Genomic DNA, 18,089 nt, shown 5'->3' on the forward strand with positions numbered 1-18,089 from the left:
TTACAGCGGGAAGAGTGAAGCGCTGTTAGGTTGTACGGCTGCCATGCGTTGCGATCTGGTAAATTTTTGCTGAAGCTCTTTGCCGTGTTCATAGTTGGTGATGATCTTGTTCCAGTTCCGGATATACACAGAGATCATTACCCGGGTTGAGTAGGCCTGCAACGACACCAACGTATACCGCGAACTTTCCTTTTTCAAAAACGGAATGACCAACAAAAATTTGATATAGATTCGCAGCAGGTATAGCAACGACTTCATCATGCGATAGCGAAATATTTTTACGTTCTGATATTTCCAGTCGCAGATAACTTTATAGGGATGCAACACCTCCAGGCACTGGGCACTTTCCTTCAGATACTTTCTATAATATTCTACAGTAATGCGATCGCGCGTAATAAAATGACTGAAAGTAAGTCGTTCGTCATACCAGATGGTGAACCCTGCGATGGCCAGTGCCAGGCACAATTCGTAATCGCCTCCCGAACTCAACTCTTTTCCGAGACGATCCGTCAGCAAACTTCGATGTCCGGATTGAAGAAGCATATCATAAGCCGGTTTTCGGATAACACAACCTGCGCCATATACCGTGCAACGTCTTACCGGTCCGCTTTTAGCTCCCTGACGTCCCGCAGCATATACAGAGAAAGATCGAACCCAGGCCGGAGGGTCTTCTTCAAAAATGAGTGATCCGTTTCCTCCAAGCGCTCCTATATTGGGATGCGCATTCATGATCTCGTATACGGCTGCTATATAATGTGGGTCCAGCCAGTTGTCATCATCACACATTAAAATATAGTCGTACTGCGCACTGGCAAACCCACGTGCCCGTGCATAGCTTAAACCGGGTTGTGGTTCCGGTATAATGCTGAAGGGTTGTGTACATGTATATTTACTCCATTCAGATTGGGCAATGGCCGTTGTATTGTCAGACGATGCATTGTCGATGATAATGAACTCCCAGGGTATAGATTCCGGAACCTGTTGGCCTGCTATATAGCGAATGGTTTCCGGCAATCTGTCGGCTCCATTGTAAGTACAAATAACAACTGATACGCCTGGTTTACTCATCGGTTGAAAATTATTTTTCCAATCATTTTTAACGTCATCCAGGCGATCGGTATATCCTGGTGCATACGCCACGCTTCACGCATTTGTGCCATCGCGCCCCTGCGATCTTTGAACCGTTTCCAGAGCGAACCAGCTGTGCGAAAAGCATAGTATGCATAAAACTTCTTCGCCTTTTGCAATGTCCGTTGCTGTTCGTTGGCCGGCAGGTAATGACTGATCTGGTTCATTACAAATTGCAGGTCTTTCAGATTTTGCGCGGTTGTAAACGACTGTCCTGATATAGAATTATAGTGTCTTCGATACGATGCATATATAGCCGGTGTGTAGGCGAATGGATATTTAGCAGCAATGCGTGCCCACATTTCCCAGTCTTCACCATAATGCACGCCATAGAATGCTCCCAGCTCTTCATATACTTCACGCTTCACGGCAATGGCTACATATTGTACGCGCTGCCGTTCGGCTAATCGCAGCAGCCAGTTTTTCAATATGCCTTCTTCGGTGGCTTCCCGCTCCGGTGTCAAAACTATATTACCGTGCTCATCTATATACTGATAATGACAGAACGCAGCCGCAGCAGCCGGGTATTGCGCAAAGAGATAGCCAAGCTTTTTATAAAAGCCGGGGTGTACCACATCATCGCTGTGCAATAAGTGTATATATCTCCCGGTGGCGCGGTTTATGCAAGTCTCAAAATTGCGCAGACTGCCTACGTTGTGCGATTGACGGAAATAGGATATACGCCCCGAGGCAATTTGCGCAACGAGCGATTGTACATCTATATCTGTGCTGCAGTCGTCTACAACTTCAATCTGCATATTGCTTTCGGCTTCAGCCTGGGTTAATACCGATTCCAATGTTTCTTTCAGAAAGCTGCCGGCATTATAGACCGGTATCATAACAGACCACATGGGTCTGTCTGTTATTGTAACAGGGCTGATGTGAGGGGGAGAGTGGGGAGTTCGGTTTACATCTGCGTAACGGCTATTTATACTCAATCTATACTGTATGTTAGCTGCTATATTAAAATTACTTTATTATTTGAAAATGAAAAATAGTGTTTGATTTTTTTTATTCGCCATCGCAGTGCGTAACTCGTTTTTCTTGTGATATGATTTAATTTCCTTGTTTTCACCAGGAGCCATAAATTGTTGGGCCAGGGTAATTCCTGAAAAAGCTGGTAAACAATGAAGTCGCGTTTAAACCACGCAGCTTCCGCAATATCATTTTCGTTGCGGTTTACATTCGGAGTTTTGCTGATCTGTTCCGTGATCTGTTCCAGTATAGCAAGGCAATCAACAATTTTCGGTATATCATTTAGTGTTGCTATGGGCACAGTATGGTGGCGAAGGCATTCGAGGTATTCTTCCGGAATCGAAAAATCGTTCCCCATATAGTGTCGTAAATTGCGCAGTACATTTTTGCGGTTGGCAACATCATATTCCTTTTTGCGAAGCACGGTATTGAGACTGGTTGGCGAGAGGCGATAGTCCAGCAGGATTTCGCCCAGGTTCGCAATCCGGAATTTTTGCGCCAGCTTCCAGAACAGATCGTAATCTTCCGAGTAAGGCATACTATACATACCAACCTCTTTCACGGCTGCTTTGCGAAACATTACCGTGGGGTGGTATATCCAGCATTCAAAAGTCAGGTTGTAGTAGAAAAAACGACTGGTATATCGCTCCAGGCGAACGTGCTTTCCGGCCGCAGTAACCACACGACACCATGTTGATAGTAATGCACACGCGGAGTCGTGCATCATATAGTCATATTGTTTTTGCAGGCGATCCGGGTAGCTGATGTCATCGGCATCCATGCGAGCAATCAATTCACATGATGCGAGTTCGATGCCACGGTTTAATGTTGCAGCTATACCTACATTGGTTTCATTCCGGACGAACCGGATGCGCGGATCTTTGTACGACTGAACAATTGCTATACTTTGATCCGTTGACCCGTCATCGATGATCAAAAACTCGAAATCGCGGAAGGTTTGCTGCAGTATACTGTCGATTGCCTCGTGTAGATATGAAGCGGCATTATATACCGGCATCAGCACCGTAAGTTTAGGATTGCTCATGCTGCTACGCGGTTAAGTAATTTGCGGGCAATCCTTTTTATTTTACGAACGATGCGGGAAGGTATATCATGAAACACACGAAATCGCAGCGGATGATGATAGGGAAGGAGCGCTTTTTGAAGCAAGGCATTGACTTCGTTATTATGGATCGAATGATTATTCAGGTATTGGGCGAACCACTCGAGATAATATTGTCTCACGCGGTGGTACCGTCCATCCTGGTGCACGTTGAAGACCTGCGAGGCCTGCCGCTGCCGGTACAGGTTGTTGCAACCAGACGATACAAATATAGTTTCATGAAGATATAGCTGTGCGAGAAACGCCTGATCTTCATATACCGCGGTAGGCCCTATAAAATCCTCTACAAACAAAATGTGCTGGTGAACACTTCGTTTTACCATCATCCCGGAAGGACAAGGCGCTGCACCGTGCCCAAGGGGATATAGCTGCAGTATCAGTGCGGGAGGATGATATAGTGTATCCTGCTCATTCGACCCGATCGGTATAATTACATTGCTGCGCTGGGGCGATTGCCAGCTATACCAGTAATTGGATGCTTCCAGCAATGCAGTTGCCTGCGGATGTTGCTGGAAGACGTTGAGTTGATTTTGCAGTTTCTCCGGAAGCCATACATCATCAGCATCCAGGTATGCTATATAGTTTCCGCGCGACTTTGCTACACCGAGATTACGACTTTTACAAACGCCTTTGTTGGCATGATGCTCGTGTTGCAGGTATATAATTTTATCGGGATAGAGATCGGCATAACGTTTCGCTATAGCCGGGCTTGTGTCGGGCGAGCCATCGTCAACCAGAAGTAATTCCCAGTCGGTATAGGTTTGAGCCAGTACACTCAGAATAGTCTCTTCGAGAAATGTTTCTTCATTATAGAAACAGGTGATCACGGAAACCATTGGACTTGCTATACTCATGGCTATGAATTGTTTTGTTGCCATGATTGTATTGCCGCGCGAAGTTCTTCCCCGCCTATATTCTTCACCTGGTAGCGCGGCAGATCGTACAGGTTGCCGGAGTGTGTAACATGGCCTTCGCGTGTCGATACCGCGTAATCAAAACCAAGTTTCTGTGTTATGCCCGGTGTATGCTCGTTGAGACTTCCATACGGATAGGCAAAGCCTGTGATGGGTTTGTGGATGATCGATTGGAGCACCGACCGACTCTCCTGGATTTCGTATCGCTGTTCTTCCGGAGGCAGATGTCCTAATGCCGGATGGTTTACGGTATGCGCCCCGATCTCGAACAACGATGTTTGAGACAGTTCTTGCACCTGCGCTTCATCCATGAGTGTTGGAAGTGATAGAGCGGTGTTGGCCCACCCGTGCAGCTGGTGCATAACGCGCTGCTGTTCATTTATTGCCAGCGGTCGGATGGCTGCCCACAATTCGTAAAATAATTTAAGACGCGCATTGTATAGCGGATGTCCGTAGTGCCATTCGCGTATTTCTTTTTCAGCCGTATCAGAGAGTATATGTGCGGCACCAAGATCGGAGGTAAAGTCTTCGCGTCCAATGTGCAGGTTGATCTTTTCCGGAAGTGTGGGCGTAGCAAGTATCACTTGCTCAAGTTCATCCCACCAGAATGATTTCTTTTCTGCCAGGAATCGCGTGGTGAGATAAAATGTAGCGGGTACGCTATACTTTTCAAGAACAGGCTTAGCCGCTGTAAAGTTATCGCGATAGCCATCGTCAAATGTAATGGCTATATACTTCCGAAGTGATTCATTTGTGCGCGCACGTTCTGTTAATTCGCGCATGGTAACTACCTGAAAAGTATCGCGGATATAGCGCACCTGTTCATCAAAATGTTCCGGACTCACGCAGAGATCCCACGGATCAATATGCGCTGAAGCAATGCGATGATACATGAGTATGATTGCACCTCTTTTGTTTCCGAATATCTTTTTCAGGAATGACGCCATGCTCTACTTTGTTGCTTTTACAGCGATAATTACCTGGTAACTTGGATCGTGCGCATCCAGAAAATCGGCACGAACTTCCGGGAGTCCCATGCCGTATAGAAAAGCCGTTGCCACATACACGTTGCCATAGGTTTGTATATGTACTCCGTCTTCTTCGAAAAGTTCAAGCATTAACCTTCGCATCGATGTATCGGTAAAGGACCAAAGCCAGTAATCTTTCCATTCGCCTTTATCTATATGGCTGATGCCGGGTATGGTAAGCAGGAGGGTACCACCTTTTTTTAAAATACGATGGCAGGTTTTCAGTGCGGCTTTGTAGTCATATATAAAGTGAAGTGTTTGTGTGAGTATAATGCAGTCAAACGCATCCGAAGGAATCTGTGGAGCGTCACTGAGGTCACCGACAAACGTAACGGTATCATTGGCCTGTGCAACATGAAGTACATCGCTTTGTGCTATAGCGCTGCCTCCATAGCGCAGTGTATACGCATTGTCTCCAATCTCCAGCACGCGACCTTTAATAAGGTTGCTGTTGTTGTTCAGGAATTTTTCAATGTAGTAACGATCAACCGGTCCGCCACGATCGTAGCCGAAGTCGCTGCTTACCGGTGAGGTTCGTTCGAGGTCTGCCCATTCTATCGTGCCCGGAGGCGGTATATACTGATGCATATAGCCTCGCTTGTATAAAATTTTCCTGACCGCTTGGGGTAAAGATCTTTTCAGAACGTTCTTCAGTTTCAGCTTCAGTATCTTTGCTTCGAGTCGTAATCCATACGAAGTCTTCAGACGCAGCAGGGCAGAGCGGTCTTTTCGTGACGGAACTTGCTTGGCTTTATATACCTGGCGATAAAGTATATCTCGAAGCTTTCCTGTATAGTATTCTGTCCAGATGGACCGGCCGTTGTTCCAGGCTTGTGTTTCCGCCTGGTTTTTTAAATATACCTTTTGAGACTCCAGTACGTGAAGCGCAGACTTCAGCATAAACGGAATGCTTGCCGACATGTTATTGCCGTGTATGCGATAGGCGGCCATGTTCTTGTCATGACATCCCACCGGATGTTTTCGTGTAATGCGCAGGTATAGATCGTAATCTTCGCAGGCCTTTAGCGAAGTATCGAATTTATATTCATCAAATACCCAACGACTATACATGACTGCAGCATGCATGCCTATATAATTGCCTTGCAATAGATGTATATAGTGATCGGACGTTATGACCGAAAGTTCATCTTTTTCTACCGGGTATTTCCACTCATCTACTTTATCGTGCCAGCCGGATACAAATGCCCATGCGGGATTTTGCTGCAAGTATTCCGCATTGATGCGCAGGGCATCCGGATATAGATAGTCATCCGCATCCAGAAAAACGAGGTAATCACCTTGGCTGTTTTGAAAGCCGGTGTTGCGTGCCGCTGACAATCCCTGGTTAGCCTGGTATATATACCGTATACCTGGAAGCGATTCGCTCACAACTTTGGTATCATCTGTTGAACCATCATCCACTACAATGATCTCTACATTTTTATACGTTTGCTGTTTAACGCTGTCAACTGACTCTGCGAGAAAACGCGCATGGTTATAACATGGGATGATGACCGATACGAGAGGTTGCTGTGACACGGTTTGCTTATGAATGGTTAGAAGGTGTATTTCGATTTTTAAGATAGAAAATTAAACCGGAAAATATTCCGTGCAACTCACGGAATATTGTTGTATATCGCCCTCGGTACAATGGAAAGCCGCGCAGTAAAAGCCAGGTATAATATTTCGGAAGCGCTATAAATAAATGCAGCAGGTCTCCGCGATGTCGGAAACGCTTATACTGAATCAGGATGGCAGCCGTAAATCCGCGCATGTAGAAAAATATCTGGTGCTTCAACGCGCTGAGTGTTTCGCGATGCCGGTGGTAAACAACTGCTCTCGGATTATACTGTATACTATATCCCGCAGCCAATACACGATACCACATTTCCGAATCACCGTTGCAACCGGCAGCACCTACGTCCAGTCGTTCATCAAAATAACCTGTAGCGGTAAATATACTTTTGCGGAAGGCCATGTTAGCGCCCGCACCGATGGTCCAGACCGGAATGCCTTTGGAACGTGTTGCATCAACAAATGTCTGGTCATAACACTTATCAATAAAGCCGCGGTTAAAAGGCCAGTATCGTTCGAAGATCCATTGTGCTTCGGTGTCAAGTTCAGCTGCAAGCACAAGTCCGGTCATTGCTGCTATGGATGGATCATTAAACGTACGGTATACTTCTGCGATCCATTGCGAATGGATAACCGTATCGTCATCGGTATATAATACGATGGAAGCGGTAGCAGCCTGCGCACCGGTATTTCTCGCAATGTCAAGGCCTGCACGGTCTTCGCGTATATACGTCACCTGCGGGAAAGCACGGGCTGTCTCACGTGTGCGATCATCCGCGGAAGCGTTATCAACAACGATTATCTCAACCGGCTTGTGGGGAAGATTCGTCAGGCTATAAAGACATTGCCGAAGACTGTCCGCACGATCTTTGGTGCAGATCACCACGGAGACATCATATATAGCCGGTATATTTTCATGACTAGCAAAGATATTTCTGAACGCATTCCGGAGATCGTACAGTGTATTGGCCTGTGCGGAAGCATTCGCAGTATAATGCTGCAGCACCCACGAGGCTGCATGGGTAACACGCTTCTCAAATGCGGGTGGCGGTAATTCTTCGCCGGGTTTTACAAAGAGATGTCCTATCGGGATTTCATTCCACCAGAGTACTACATAATAGCCCTGATCATACCGCAGCGGTTCGAGCCATGTTTCCTGCTCCGCCAGGTTCAGGTGTATACATTGATAGGGCTTGAACAAATCCATAGAGCAGCTTATGAGAAAGATGGAAGTGGCGTAAGTATTACCGGGAAGTTAGGACGAACATGGCCCATCCACTTGCCATACCAGTTGGTGTTTTCGCGGTAGTCTTCTACATCAAATGCAATACATTCGGAAAGGTAGAATACTTCCGTTGTGGTATCTTTCACAAAGATGATGGAAATATAGTATGATCCATCGTTTAGAAAATTGCCGGGTATAACACAAGTTCCCTGAATGAGCCCCTTGCTATATGCCTGTGGTTTCGAACTCACATCAAATATACATTCACTGCTTTGTGTAAAGAGATGAATACCGGTAACAAGATTTATACCTTCTTCATAATTCTGAAACTCGAAGGTAAGCGTAAGTTGTGTACGGATATCAATGGGACGAAGCGTATCTTCAAGGTCAGGTATAAGCTTAACTGATGTTACCCGTACCGTTGCATTGCCAGGCGCTGTTTCTATATTCGTCCATTGCTGCGACAGCAGGTGTTGCTGAATGCCGCTGAGGTAATGATTGACGACTTTATCGGCTGCACCAATTTTCAGCATGCTACCTTTTTGCAGGAGCATGGCCCGTTGGCAAAGGTTGTTAACGGCCTGCATGTTGTGGCTTACGAATAAAATGGTTCGACCTTCTTTCTTGGAAGCATCGTTCATTTTTCCGAGACACTTCTTTTGAAACTCGGCATCGCCTACGGCTAACACTTCATCTACGATCAGTATATCCGGTTCAAGGTGCGCAGCAACAGCAAAGGCGAGGCGAACATACATGCCCGATGAATAACGTTTCACCGGTGTATCGATGAACTGGCTTACACCGGAGAACGCTACGATCTCATCAAATTTACTTTTGATCTCGGAGCGCGTCATGCCGAGAAAGTGACCGTTGAGGTATATATTTTCGCGGCCGGTCAGTTCATCGTGAAAGCCGGTTCCAATCTCCAGCAAACTGTTTATCCTTCCGCGACCGCGTACCGTGCCTTGTGTCGGGCGTATTACCTTCGAAAGTATTTTCAATAATGTGGATTTGCCGGCACCGTTTCTGCCAATGATAGCAAATGCTTCTCCTTCTTTGATCTCGAAGTTTATATCCCGTAAGGCCCACAGGAAATCGGCTGACGATTCTTTGTCGCGTGATATCTTGAAGAACGGATCTTCCTTGCGAAGTATAGCCTGGTACCACCAGCGTTGTACATCCTGTCGCAGCGAACCCGTACCAATGGTGCCCAGCCTGTATAACTTGGACAGATTCTCTACCTGGATAATCGGATCGTTCACCATGACGTTGGCATTGGGAAATATAGTCTGAAAAGGGAAGATATATACATATAGCTGCTAAACAACATCAATAAGTTTTGACCCCATTTTATTAAACAATATACTTCCAATAAAGAAAATTACAATCACACTGGCAGCACTATAGGCCAGCTGAATACCAGACGTGGTTCCTTCCCCCAGGAATGCCACGCGAAAGAACTCAATTACCGGAACCAGCGGATTATATACCATGATGGCTTTGATCTTATCAGGAACAATGGACAACGGATATATAATCGGAGTAGCAAACATCAGCAAGCGCACGGTGAGCTGGATAAGATTGGTAAGATCGCGGTACTTGGCCAGAAATACGGATAGCGCCAACCCTGCACCCAGTCCTAAACCCGCACTGACGAGAATTGCCAGGGGTACAGCAACCAGGCTGTACAAAAGATTAAATGATACGGTGCCGGTATATAGATTGTACACGTAGAAACCGATGAACAACAGGAACTGTATAAAAAAGCGGATAATGTGAGATGCTGTTACCGAGAAGGGTATAATCAGTCTGGGGAAATATACTTTGGCAAACAAGGGAGCGTTGGCCGTAAAGGTATATACCGTGCCCGAGAAAGATTCGGCAAAGAGATTCCAGATAATGATACCACTGAGGTAAAAAAGTGTTGGCGGTGTCTCATTGGTGGAAATGCCCACCACGCGATCGAAAATAATTACATATAGTAACACCGTTACCAGCGGCTGTATAACAACCCAGGCAGGACCAAGAAGTGTTTGCTGGTATTGCGTCAGGAAGTCTCTGCGAATGAGGCGAAGCAGCAGGTGACGGTAGTTCCAAATTTCTTTCCAGTTCCATTCAAACCAGGCCGACTCCGGCTTAATTTCCCATTGCCATCGCATAAATTGTCTTTGCCTCAAAAACGAATAATTTACGAAGCAATTATCATAAAAGGAAATGTATACCTGGCGTTCCTGAATTATAAATGTTGTCACAGGCTCAGACCACATCGCATGATGACGAGCGATGACCGTATTCCTCACATGAATACCATTTTGATGAAGAGAAGCCGTTGGCAAAAGCCTGCTATGCCGGGCATAATTTTAGGAGGATTGTGGCAAATCTTTTAAGACCGCAGATATGAGAAACTACAGCCAAAAGACCGAGGCGGCTTACCTGACTTCCATCAGACAGAACAACGTAACGCGTGGCCACTATACTGAATGGGAGCAGCCCGGCACGCAGCGATACCGTGGCGATACAGGCAACGCGGTAAATTCTCCGACCGGAAACCGGGTGAATGAAGGTATATATGATGGCGGATACCGCGGAAAGGGCCCACGGAACTATAAACGCTCTGATGAACGCATTCGTGAAATGGTGTGCGATCTTCTGTGTGATGATCCATACCTGGATGCTTCCGATATAGAAGTAGAGGTAAAGAGCGGAGATGTTATACTCACGGGTTCAGTACACGACTGTTTCGCGAAACAATTGGCGCAAGATCTGGCTGAAACTGTATTCGGTGTTGTGAATATAGAGAACAGGATCCATGTTAATCAGGATAGCGCGAACCTGCAAGAGCAGGAGCGTGTTAAACCTGCTATAGTGTAAATGTTAGTTTAGGATTGATCAGCAGGGAAGGAGCAATGATTGTTCCTCTCTGTTGATTTTTTTTATCAGGGTATATATAGTCTGTCACTGAAGGAAATTGATCTTGGGAGTTCGTCACATTCCATGTTATGGTCACGACAGAGCTTGTAAGAAAAACAGTCTGCGTGAATTTTTTTATTGGCGGGTAGCCTACCGTTGTAACAATGATTTTCGTATCAAAATGTAAAGCCTCCGTATCGCACCTACATTCTCTAAGGGAAACACTTAGAACGCATCCGTATTAACTGCAAGCCTGTCTCAAAAGTCAATCAGATCAGACGTCTTTTGCGTGAGACATCACCGCAACCTCACGATTCGTAACAATCCCCAGTAGCGTTATGTATGCTTGTAATTTGGCGAGCATGTTGCTGGTACCGATTGCACTTTTGTATAGTAAGCAACGCGTGACCGCGCGAATACTTCTGCATCTAAGAGATGAAAAGAAAATATAATCAGCGGCAGCGACAGGAGACAAATTAAAACTAAAAGTTACCATGATGTCATTCCAGGAAAAAGTTAGCATCCTTAATCTGATGAAGGACGCGAGACAATCCATCGAACTCACGTACAATAGCAAGATCGTTGAAAAATGTGAGGTCGTTCAGATCATCAATAACCAATACGTCATTGTTCAGCAACGCACGTCCTTCTTCTCGAAGGTGAAGTCATTCCTCAGCATTGATGCTGTTGAAGATATCAGGATAAATTAATAGCACAACGCCAGGGGTACACGTTGTATGCCGGTAACGGGCCCAGCCATGCCGCTGCGCGTGTATCCTTGGGAAATTCCACTCATCCCTATATTTTTTCACTGAAGGATAACTTCCTTTCTGCGGCAACATCTTCGCTGGTATTCTTTACCTTGTACATACTTTGCCCCCAAGCGCGTATGTCACGACTAATACTCACAATCGCCATGCTGGTGTTTGCTTATACCATTGCATTACCACAGGATAAGAAACCGTTTCGCATTGGCGTTGCCGGATTAACACACGGCCACGTTGGATGGATACTCGATCGTGCAGATGATGGAGACATTGAAATAACAGGCATTGCGGAACCGGACCGTGCATTGGGAGAACGGTATTGCAAGCAGTATAAATTGCCACTGACACTGCTATATAGTTCACTGGAAGAGATGTTGGAGAAGACACGTCCAGAGGCTGTTACTGGTTTTAGCAGTACGTTCGAACACCTGGATATTGTAAAGGCATGCGCTCCGCGTCACATTCATGTTATGGTAGAAAAACCGTTGGCTGTAAGCATGGATCATGCGCGACAAATCGAATCGCTCGCCCACAAGTACGCTATAACTGTACTTACGAATTATGAAACCACCTGGTATAGCAGTAACCAGAAAGTGGAAGAGATATTCCTCAAGCATCACACGTTTGGTAAATTACGCAAAGCCGTTATTCATGATGGTCATGAAGGGCCGAAAGAAATTGGAGTCGGTCCGGAGTTTCTGAATTGGCTTACGGACCCGGTTAAAAACGGTGGTGGTGCCCTGATGGACTTTGGATGTTATGGCGCCAACCTGCTCACCTGGCTTATGAATGGTGCGAAGCCATTAACAGTATCTGCTGTTACACAGCAGCTGAAACCACAGGTATACCCGCGTGTGGATGATGATGCAACGATCATTGTTACCTACCGGGAAGGACAGGGAATTATACAAGCGTCATGGAACTGGCCGTTCGGCCGTAAAGATATGGAACTCTACGGCGAACGCGGCTATGTACTGGCAGATCGACAAGGCTCTAAAGTTAAATCTGCAGCCAATAAACCGGAAGAATATATAACAAGTCCTGCTTATGAAAAGCCCTATAGCGATCCGTTCGCATACCTGGCAGCCGTGATACGCGGTGAAATAAAAGTCAGCGCGACAGATTTGTCATCGCTCGAGAATAACCTCATTGTTGTTGAGATACTGGAAGCAGCCAAACAATCTGCACGCGAAGGCCGGGTGGTCAAGCTTGGCAAGTGATATATATACTTTCATGCTTCGGAATCTCTAACTGATTTACTGTGATCACTTTCCTTTCGGAGTAATATCAGCAAGTGCCTGCATCATTTCTTTTTGGATTACGGCATCCAGTTGACTTAGTTTTTCAACGAGGTCTTCATTCACGGCATTCTTGTCGATCTTACCGTCCTGCAGCAAGTGTTGCAGCTCAAATTGTTTTTTAAGAATGGACTGCAGATAGATGGTATTCTGAATGGCATGCTTCAGCAAGTAAAGCTGAAGGTTATCCTGATTCAATTTCGGTAAATCTCCGGTGTTGGTCATGTTCGATGTTATTTCAGGGCCAAATATTTCAAAAAAAAATACTCGTTTCAAAGTTGAAAGGCAGGTGAGTATACGTTCTTTCAAATTAGTACATTTGCCGGCTGTTGTTATAAAATGCGTGTCGTAACTAACCTGGTGGCTTTGTGTTTGATCCTGTCGGCTTGTACTACCCATACGGAGACGAACAAGGCGGCTGTTTCTTTTTACTATTGGCGCACAATCTTTAAACTTACTGCGAACGAACGATACGCATTAGCGCAAAACGGTGTCTCAAAACTATATGTGCGTTATTTCGATGTGGCTTTGCAGCAGGGACAACCCGTTCCGCTCTCGCCCATAACGTTTGACGAAGCGCCTGGCGATCAGCACATCATTCCCGTAGTATATATTCGGAACGAGGTAATGCTCCAGCCTGCGCTGGACGTTGATGATCTCGTTGATAAAGTATTGTCCTATATCCAGCAAATCAATTCAACGCAAAATATTGTCTCAGACGAAATCCAGATCGACTGCGACTGGACGCTGAATAGTAAAGAGGTTTATTTCAAATTTATTGACCTGCTGAAAAAGAAGAGCAACAGAAAACTTTCGGCAACAATACGGCTACACCAGGTAAAGTATTTCAGGAATACGGGTGTTCCCGCTGTTGAGCGCGGTGTGTTGATGTATTACAACATGGGACGTATTGCTCCTGATTCTTCCAACTCTATTTATGATCGTGAGACCGCTCAGCTCTATACTGCAAGTTTAAAGAGTTACCCGTTGCCGCTGGATATAGCGCTTCCGGTTTTTACCTGGGGTATACATGTACGTAATAATACAGTGATTGGCTTACTGAATAAAGTAGATGAGACAAGCTTTCAGGAGGATGATCATTTTAAAATGAAGGAGCCTCCGTTTTTTGAAGTGAATGACGACATTGTAAAAATGGGTTACTACTTTGAGAAAGGTGATCGCATCAAGATTGAATCCGTTCGGCCGGATGATCTTGAAGAAATGATCGAAGATCTTTCGGAGGCAATGACCAGACAACCAGCAGAAATTATTTTTTACGACCTCGATAACTTTAACCTGAAACACTACCAGCATGAGAACCAATTCTTTCAAAAAATTAGCCGTACTCTGTAGCCTTGTGGCGTTTGGTACTTACAGTATACTGTTTGCCTGTGCGGATTACTTTTGGGGATATGATTATGACTCCAACTTTACACCGGAGACTTATGTAGACGAATCGTATTCGCCTTTGTTCTTTGCGCCACAAGATGTGTTTTACAGTATAGGTTTTGAATCTGACTATACCTCGCGTTTTAATCAGGATGTAGTAACGGAATGGTCAGAGTATCTGAAAGGTAAATTTACAACCAAGGAACTCTCATTTCTATTATTGAATGACAGTGCAGATGTCAGAGTTAAAGAAATGTATAGTGCTGTTCAGAAAAAACAAAAGTTACCAATTCCGTATGCACGCCTCAGCGGGGCCGATGCCCAGGTGAAAGGCTTCGTTGAATTTTTATACTATGCGAAGGAAATTGAAATCAGCAGTACAACTCCGCTCAATTCATGGAACTACGAGGAAACACAACCCGCACCGGTTGTTAGCCCCAAGACAATCGCACAGGTTGAGAAATTTTATAATGAGACAACCGATGCTTTTCTGAAGAACCGGTATTGGTTTCAAACGATGAAAGCGTATTTCTATAGCAGCAACAAGCAGGGCTTACTAACGTTTTTTGAAAAGACAAAGAGCAGTGTTCCCCAGAATGTTTTATACTATCGCGGTCTCTCGTATGTAGCCGGAGTATACTATAAGAAGAAAGATTATGCAACGTCTAACTATTTATACAGCGTTGTGTTTGATAAATGCCCCGCGTTGCGAACCGTTACAGCCTATAACTATCATCCACAGGAGCAAAAAGATTTTCAGGCATCATTAGCATTAGCTAAAACTCCGGAAGAGAAATCCGGACTCTGGGCATTGTTTGGTTATTATGCTGACGAGAAAATTGCGATACGCGAAATATACAAGTTGAACCCGGCCAGCGAACACCTGGGCTACCTGTTGACAAGACTTGTCAACAAAGAAGAAGTTCGGTTGAATGATATGGAGTTCAAGTCTGCTACCGTGTATAAACAAACCATGAAGGAGCAGATGGATAAAGATGCTCTTCAATTGGTAAGTTCAATCGCGAAGGAAGAGAAAACCGGTAAGCCGCATCTTTGGAATTTAGCAGCAGGCTATCTCAATATTCTGGCCGGTAACAATACGCAGGCTTTGCAACTGATTGAGAAAGCAGATAAGAAAGGTCCTAAAAGTGAACTGGCTTCGAACCAGATACGATTGCTCAAGCTTATCAATACATTATCAGCCACAACAAAAATGGACGAGAAAGCAGAAGGCAAATTATTACCGGAACTCGACTGGCTATATCATATCAAAGATACAGAGGATGAAGTATTCCGCTATCGAAACGCACTGGGCTGGAGCAAGCGATATATAGCTTCATTGTATGCGGGTCAGCAAAATATAGTTTTTGCAGAGTTGTTTGATGCCAACACTACATTCTATCAGACAGCTTCCAACGCAGAAGCCATGAAAGTATTTCTGCACAAGGCTAACAAATCTCCCTGGGAGAGACTGGCGGAAGGTATCTATGGAATAACCTTATCGGATATATACGAGTATCAGGCAGTGATGAGCGCGTATGCCGGAAAACTTGACGAAGCTATTACATTGATGGAGCAATCAGCCGAAGGCAAAAATGTCGAGCTCTATGGAAATCCCTTTAACGGAAAGATCAAAGATTGCCACGACTGCGATCATGCCGCTCCGCAAAAAATAAAATATACCAAGCTGGCGTTTCTTAAAAAAATGAGAGAGATGCAGTCGTATGTAGATAAAGGCCAGGATGTATATAACAACAGTTTGTTGCTTGGTAATGCATACTATAACATGACATACTTTGGCAACGCGCGTGTTGTATACTATAACGATATCATAAATCAATATGGTAACTATATTGACAAATACTATCAACCTATTCTACTAAGTTGTACCACCGCTAACCAATATTACGAGAAGGCCTTCAACGCAGCAGCGAATGCAGAACAAAAAGCCAAATGTGTATACATGATGGCGAAGTGCGAGCGGAACGCCTTCTATACAAAAGAGTACCACAGCAAGAATGACTTCTGGGGCGAACCCGAAGTTGCATTCCAGGCATGGAACGGCTTCAAAAAATTAAAGACTGAATATTCGAACACGCGCTACTATAAGGAAGTGATCAACGAGTGCGGATACTTTAGTAAATACGCAGGAAATTAATTAGCTGCGAGTCGCGAGAAGAGGGCGCTGGCTACAAGCCACTGGCTGCAAGGTGTTTTATCCAAAGGTAGGTTACTACTGGCTAGCAACGCTGCTTCATGAGATACATCCTGCAGCTGATAGCCTGAAGCCAGCGGCCTCTTACATTCTCGCAGCTCAAAGCTCACAGCTATTTCAATGCGTTACGTTCGGCTCGGGGTTCGTGTTCTTTTCATATACGCGCAGGTCTGTTATCAGGATCGATTCGTTTTTTAGGAGTGGACTTTGTCCTACAGGATTTTGGTCCAATCGTCCTCCGGCAAGGCTTCGGTATAGGCCATACTTGTGGCGTATATAGGAGCTGCCGATGCGCCACATGTCAATGTTTGTGTCTGTATAGTCAATTAATACCTGGCCATCGCTGATGCGGGTAATTTTGCAGGAGTAGTAGCCGTTGTGTGTATAGTGCATTTCTTCGCGTACCTGTACCCATTCATCTTCAAATGCTGATAATGGTATATCGTTTACAACGGTACCCTTACCTGTACTTGCGCCATCGACTGAGTGAATAATCTGCATGCGCTTGTTTGAACCATCGCTGTTGGCACGGGGTGTAATTGTAATTACAGGACTTCCATTATTCGGACCATCCTGTGCTTTTAGCTGATGAATGTGGCAGAAATTCTGTGTCGGTTGGAACCCTGCGGGAAGTTTGAATTTCCATTCGAGTATTTGCCACTCGTTCCAGTTACCTTGTACTTTTGCCCACGTAGTATTGTTGGTAATGGATTTCATTTCGTTACGCTGACGGTCAACAGTGCCGGAGCTGCAACGGTCGCCATCAATCACCGGATCAATATGTATATCAAATCGAAAAACGGATTTATTAAAGTATATATCATTTACAACATCGCCATGTATACCATCGATGTGTCCGCCATAGCCACCGGAGCAATTCGGATGTTCGGAGTAATCGAATCCATATAGTTTCATATAGGTGTTTAATTCGTTGTATGGTTTTCCGGCCATGGCAGCGTCAGCATCCAGCGCGGTGGTAAGTGTATACCCGCGGCAGCCGGGAGCAATCAATGTTTTTTCGATACACGATCTTCCTGATTTTATCCAGCCTTGTGCCGGTACAGCGGAATATAGTGTGTCCAATGTGAATTGAATGATATACTGGTCAGCACAATCAAGGTCATCGAACTTAACAACGTTAGAAGAGGAAGGTGTACATCCGGTCATTCCTTCACTGGCTTCTATCTTTCCTAACCAGTCTGCTCCGTTAATAGAGGCCGCGACTATATTTGCTATTGTGGGGCTGGCATTTTCACAGTTGCCGAAATGAATAGTGAAATGGCCGGGATGTTTGGCAGCATCGTCTTTCGTAATGGTATACGTCCAGGTAGTTCCGGATACTTGTTGGCTTACCTGGTAGTCAGTGTCCGGGTTACCGCGCCTGGCATTCTCCGTTGCTACAGATGATGTTGCCGCATCTTCTTCTGCAGGCGTGAGCAGTTCTTCCTTGCATGCAAATGTGAGTCCCGCTAACAGCATAGCTGATAGGAGGATTCGGGTTACTTGTTTTTTCATTTAGCGTTTGGTTATGGGTTTGTGATA

General features: G+C 45.2%; 16 protein-coding genes. 5 read left to right on the forward strand and 11 right to left on the reverse strand.

Going from position 1 to position 18,089, the window contains the following annotated elements:
* From ACFQ21_RS28355 to ACFQ21_RS28395, 9 genes are all read right to left on the reverse strand, one after another.
* Window positions 1-1,140 (reverse strand): glycosyltransferase, encoded by a 1,140-nt coding sequence (locus ACFQ21_RS28355; protein WP_377585737.1) that lies wholly within the window; start codon window positions 1,138-1,140, stop codon window positions 1-3.
* The gene (locus ACFQ21_RS28360) at window positions 1,065-1,979 is read right to left on the reverse strand and encodes a glycosyltransferase family 2 protein (RefSeq protein WP_377585739.1); all 915 of its coding nucleotides are present in this window, start codon (window positions 1,977-1,979) and stop codon (window positions 1,065-1,067) included. Before ACFQ21_RS28360 ends, ACFQ21_RS28355 begins: the two co-directional genes overlap by 76 nt.
* 107 nt (window positions 1,980-2,086) lie before the next feature.
* Window positions 2,087-3,148, reverse strand: a complete 1,062-nt coding sequence (locus tag ACFQ21_RS28365; protein ID WP_377585742.1) for a glycosyltransferase family 2 protein — start codon at window positions 3,146-3,148, stop codon at window positions 2,087-2,089.
* Window positions 3,145-4,104: a glycosyltransferase family 2 protein gene (locus ACFQ21_RS28370; protein WP_377585745.1), complete on the reverse strand. Its 960-nt coding sequence runs from the start codon at window positions 4,102-4,104 to the stop codon at window positions 3,145-3,147. Before ACFQ21_RS28370 ends, ACFQ21_RS28365 begins: the two co-directional genes overlap by 4 nt.
* Window positions 4,083-5,087, reverse strand: a complete 1,005-nt coding sequence (locus ACFQ21_RS28375) for a polysaccharide deacetylase family protein (RefSeq protein ID WP_377585748.1) — start codon at window positions 5,085-5,087, stop codon at window positions 4,083-4,085. Before ACFQ21_RS28375 ends, ACFQ21_RS28370 begins: the two co-directional genes overlap by 22 nt.
* Before the next feature lie 3 nt (window positions 5,088-5,090).
* Window positions 5,091-6,707 carry a glycosyltransferase gene (locus tag ACFQ21_RS28380; protein WP_377585750.1) on the reverse strand — a complete coding sequence of 539 codons (1,617 nt, stop codon included), beginning with the start codon at window positions 6,705-6,707 and terminating at the stop codon, window positions 5,091-5,093.
* Between the two features lie 7 nt (window positions 6,708-6,714).
* Window positions 6,715-7,950: a glycosyltransferase family 2 protein gene (locus ACFQ21_RS28385; RefSeq protein ID WP_377585753.1), complete on the reverse strand. Its 1,236-nt coding sequence runs from the start codon at window positions 7,948-7,950 to the stop codon at window positions 6,715-6,717.
* 8 nt (window positions 7,951-7,958) lie between these two features.
* On the reverse strand, window positions 7,959-9,233 hold the full coding sequence (locus tag ACFQ21_RS28390) for an ABC transporter ATP-binding protein (RefSeq protein ID WP_377585756.1): 1,275 nt from the start codon (window positions 9,231-9,233) through the stop codon (window positions 7,959-7,961).
* A 54-nt stretch (window positions 9,234-9,287) separates the two neighbouring features.
* Window positions 9,288-10,145, reverse strand: a complete 858-nt coding sequence (locus ACFQ21_RS28395; RefSeq protein ID WP_377585759.1) for an ABC transporter permease — start codon at window positions 10,143-10,145, stop codon at window positions 9,288-9,290.
* 220 nt (window positions 10,146-10,365) lie between these two features.
* On the opposite strand from ACFQ21_RS28395, the gene ACFQ21_RS28400 reads away from it, so the two are divergent.
* The 3 genes from ACFQ21_RS28400 to ACFQ21_RS28410 all read left to right on the forward strand — a co-directional run bounded on the left by ACFQ21_RS28400 (window position 10,366) and on the right by ACFQ21_RS28410 (window position 12,865).
* Window positions 10,366-10,839, forward strand: a complete 474-nt coding sequence (locus tag ACFQ21_RS28400) for a BON domain-containing protein (protein ID WP_377585762.1) — start codon at window positions 10,366-10,368, stop codon at window positions 10,837-10,839.
* A gap of 533 nt (window positions 10,840-11,372) precedes the next feature.
* Window positions 11,373-11,588: a hypothetical protein gene (locus ACFQ21_RS28405; protein WP_377585765.1), complete on the forward strand. Its 216-nt coding sequence runs from the start codon at window positions 11,373-11,375 to the stop codon at window positions 11,586-11,588.
* A 179-nt stretch (window positions 11,589-11,767) separates the two neighbouring features.
* Window positions 11,768-12,865, forward strand: a complete 1,098-nt coding sequence (locus tag ACFQ21_RS28410; RefSeq protein WP_377585768.1) for a Gfo/Idh/MocA family protein — start codon at window positions 11,768-11,770, stop codon at window positions 12,863-12,865.
* 45 nt (window positions 12,866-12,910) lie between these two features.
* On the opposite strand, the gene ACFQ21_RS28415 is transcribed toward ACFQ21_RS28410, so the two are convergent.
* Complete coding sequence (locus ACFQ21_RS28415) at window positions 12,911-13,219, reverse strand: hypothetical protein (RefSeq protein ID WP_377585771.1); 309 nt, start codon at window positions 13,217-13,219, stop codon at window positions 12,911-12,913.
* 63 nt (window positions 13,220-13,282) lie between these two features.
* On the opposite strand from ACFQ21_RS28415, the gene ACFQ21_RS28420 reads away from it, so the two are divergent.
* Both ACFQ21_RS28420 and ACFQ21_RS28425 read left to right on the forward strand, forming a co-directional pair.
* Window positions 13,283-14,296, forward strand: coding sequence for a hypothetical protein (locus ACFQ21_RS28420; RefSeq protein WP_377585773.1), 1,014 nt, complete (start codon window positions 13,283-13,285; stop codon window positions 14,294-14,296).
* Window positions 14,256-16,490 carry a hypothetical protein gene (locus ACFQ21_RS28425; protein WP_377585776.1) on the forward strand — a complete coding sequence of 745 codons (2,235 nt, stop codon included), beginning with the start codon at window positions 14,256-14,258 and terminating at the stop codon, window positions 16,488-16,490. The genes ACFQ21_RS28420 and ACFQ21_RS28425 overlap by 41 nt, the downstream gene beginning before the upstream one ends.
* Window positions 16,491-16,664: 174 nt before the next feature.
* On the opposite strand, the gene ACFQ21_RS28430 is transcribed toward ACFQ21_RS28425, so the two are convergent.
* The gene (locus ACFQ21_RS28430; protein WP_377585779.1) at window positions 16,665-18,062 is read right to left on the reverse strand and encodes a hypothetical protein; all 1,398 of its coding nucleotides are present in this window, start codon (window positions 18,060-18,062) and stop codon (window positions 16,665-16,667) included.
* Between the last annotated feature and the right edge of the window lie 27 nt (window positions 18,063-18,089).

The sequence above is a fragment of the Ohtaekwangia kribbensis genome (genome assembly GCF_042676245.1).
GTDB lineage: Bacteria > Bacteroidota > Bacteroidia > Cytophagales > Cyclobacteriaceae > Ohtaekwangia > Ohtaekwangia kribbensis.

Bases quoted from the DNA above. Each gene is read 5' to 3' on its own strand.
- ACFQ21_RS28420 (WP_377585773.1), top strand. From the start codon at position 13,283: ATGCGTGTCGTAACTAACCTGGTGGCTTTGTGTTTGATCCTGTCGGCT.
- ACFQ21_RS28390 (WP_377585756.1), bottom strand. From the start codon at position 9,233: ATGGTGAACGATCCGATTATCCAGGTAGAGAATCTGTCCAAGTTATAC.
- ACFQ21_RS28400 (WP_377585762.1), top strand. From the start codon at position 10,366: ATGAGAAACTACAGCCAAAAGACCGAGGCGGCTTACCTGACTTCCATC.
- ACFQ21_RS28370 (WP_377585745.1), bottom strand. From the start codon at position 4,104: ATGGCAACAAAACAATTCATAGCCATGAGTATAGCAAGTCCAATGGTT.
- ACFQ21_RS28410 (WP_377585768.1), top strand. From the start codon at position 11,768: ATGTCACGACTAATACTCACAATCGCCATGCTGGTGTTTGCTTATACC.
- ACFQ21_RS28385 (WP_377585753.1), bottom strand. From the start codon at position 7,950: ATGGATTTGTTCAAGCCCTATCAATGTATACACCTGAACCTGGCGGAG.
- ACFQ21_RS28425 (WP_377585776.1), top strand. From the start codon at position 14,256: ATGAGAACCAATTCTTTCAAAAAATTAGCCGTACTCTGTAGCCTTGTG.
- ACFQ21_RS28360 (WP_377585739.1), bottom strand. From the start codon at position 1,979: ATGTGGTCTGTTATGATACCGGTCTATAATGCCGGCAGCTTTCTGAAA.
- ACFQ21_RS28365 (WP_377585742.1), bottom strand. From the start codon at position 3,148: ATGAGCAATCCTAAACTTACGGTGCTGATGCCGGTATATAATGCCGCT.
- ACFQ21_RS28430 (WP_377585779.1), bottom strand. From the start codon at position 18,062: ATGAAAAAACAAGTAACCCGAATCCTCCTATCAGCTATGCTGTTAGCG.
- ACFQ21_RS28375 (WP_377585748.1), bottom strand. From the start codon at position 5,087: ATGGCGTCATTCCTGAAAAAGATATTCGGAAACAAAAGAGGTGCAATC.
- ACFQ21_RS28405 (WP_377585765.1), top strand. From the start codon at position 11,373: ATGATGTCATTCCAGGAAAAAGTTAGCATCCTTAATCTGATGAAGGAC.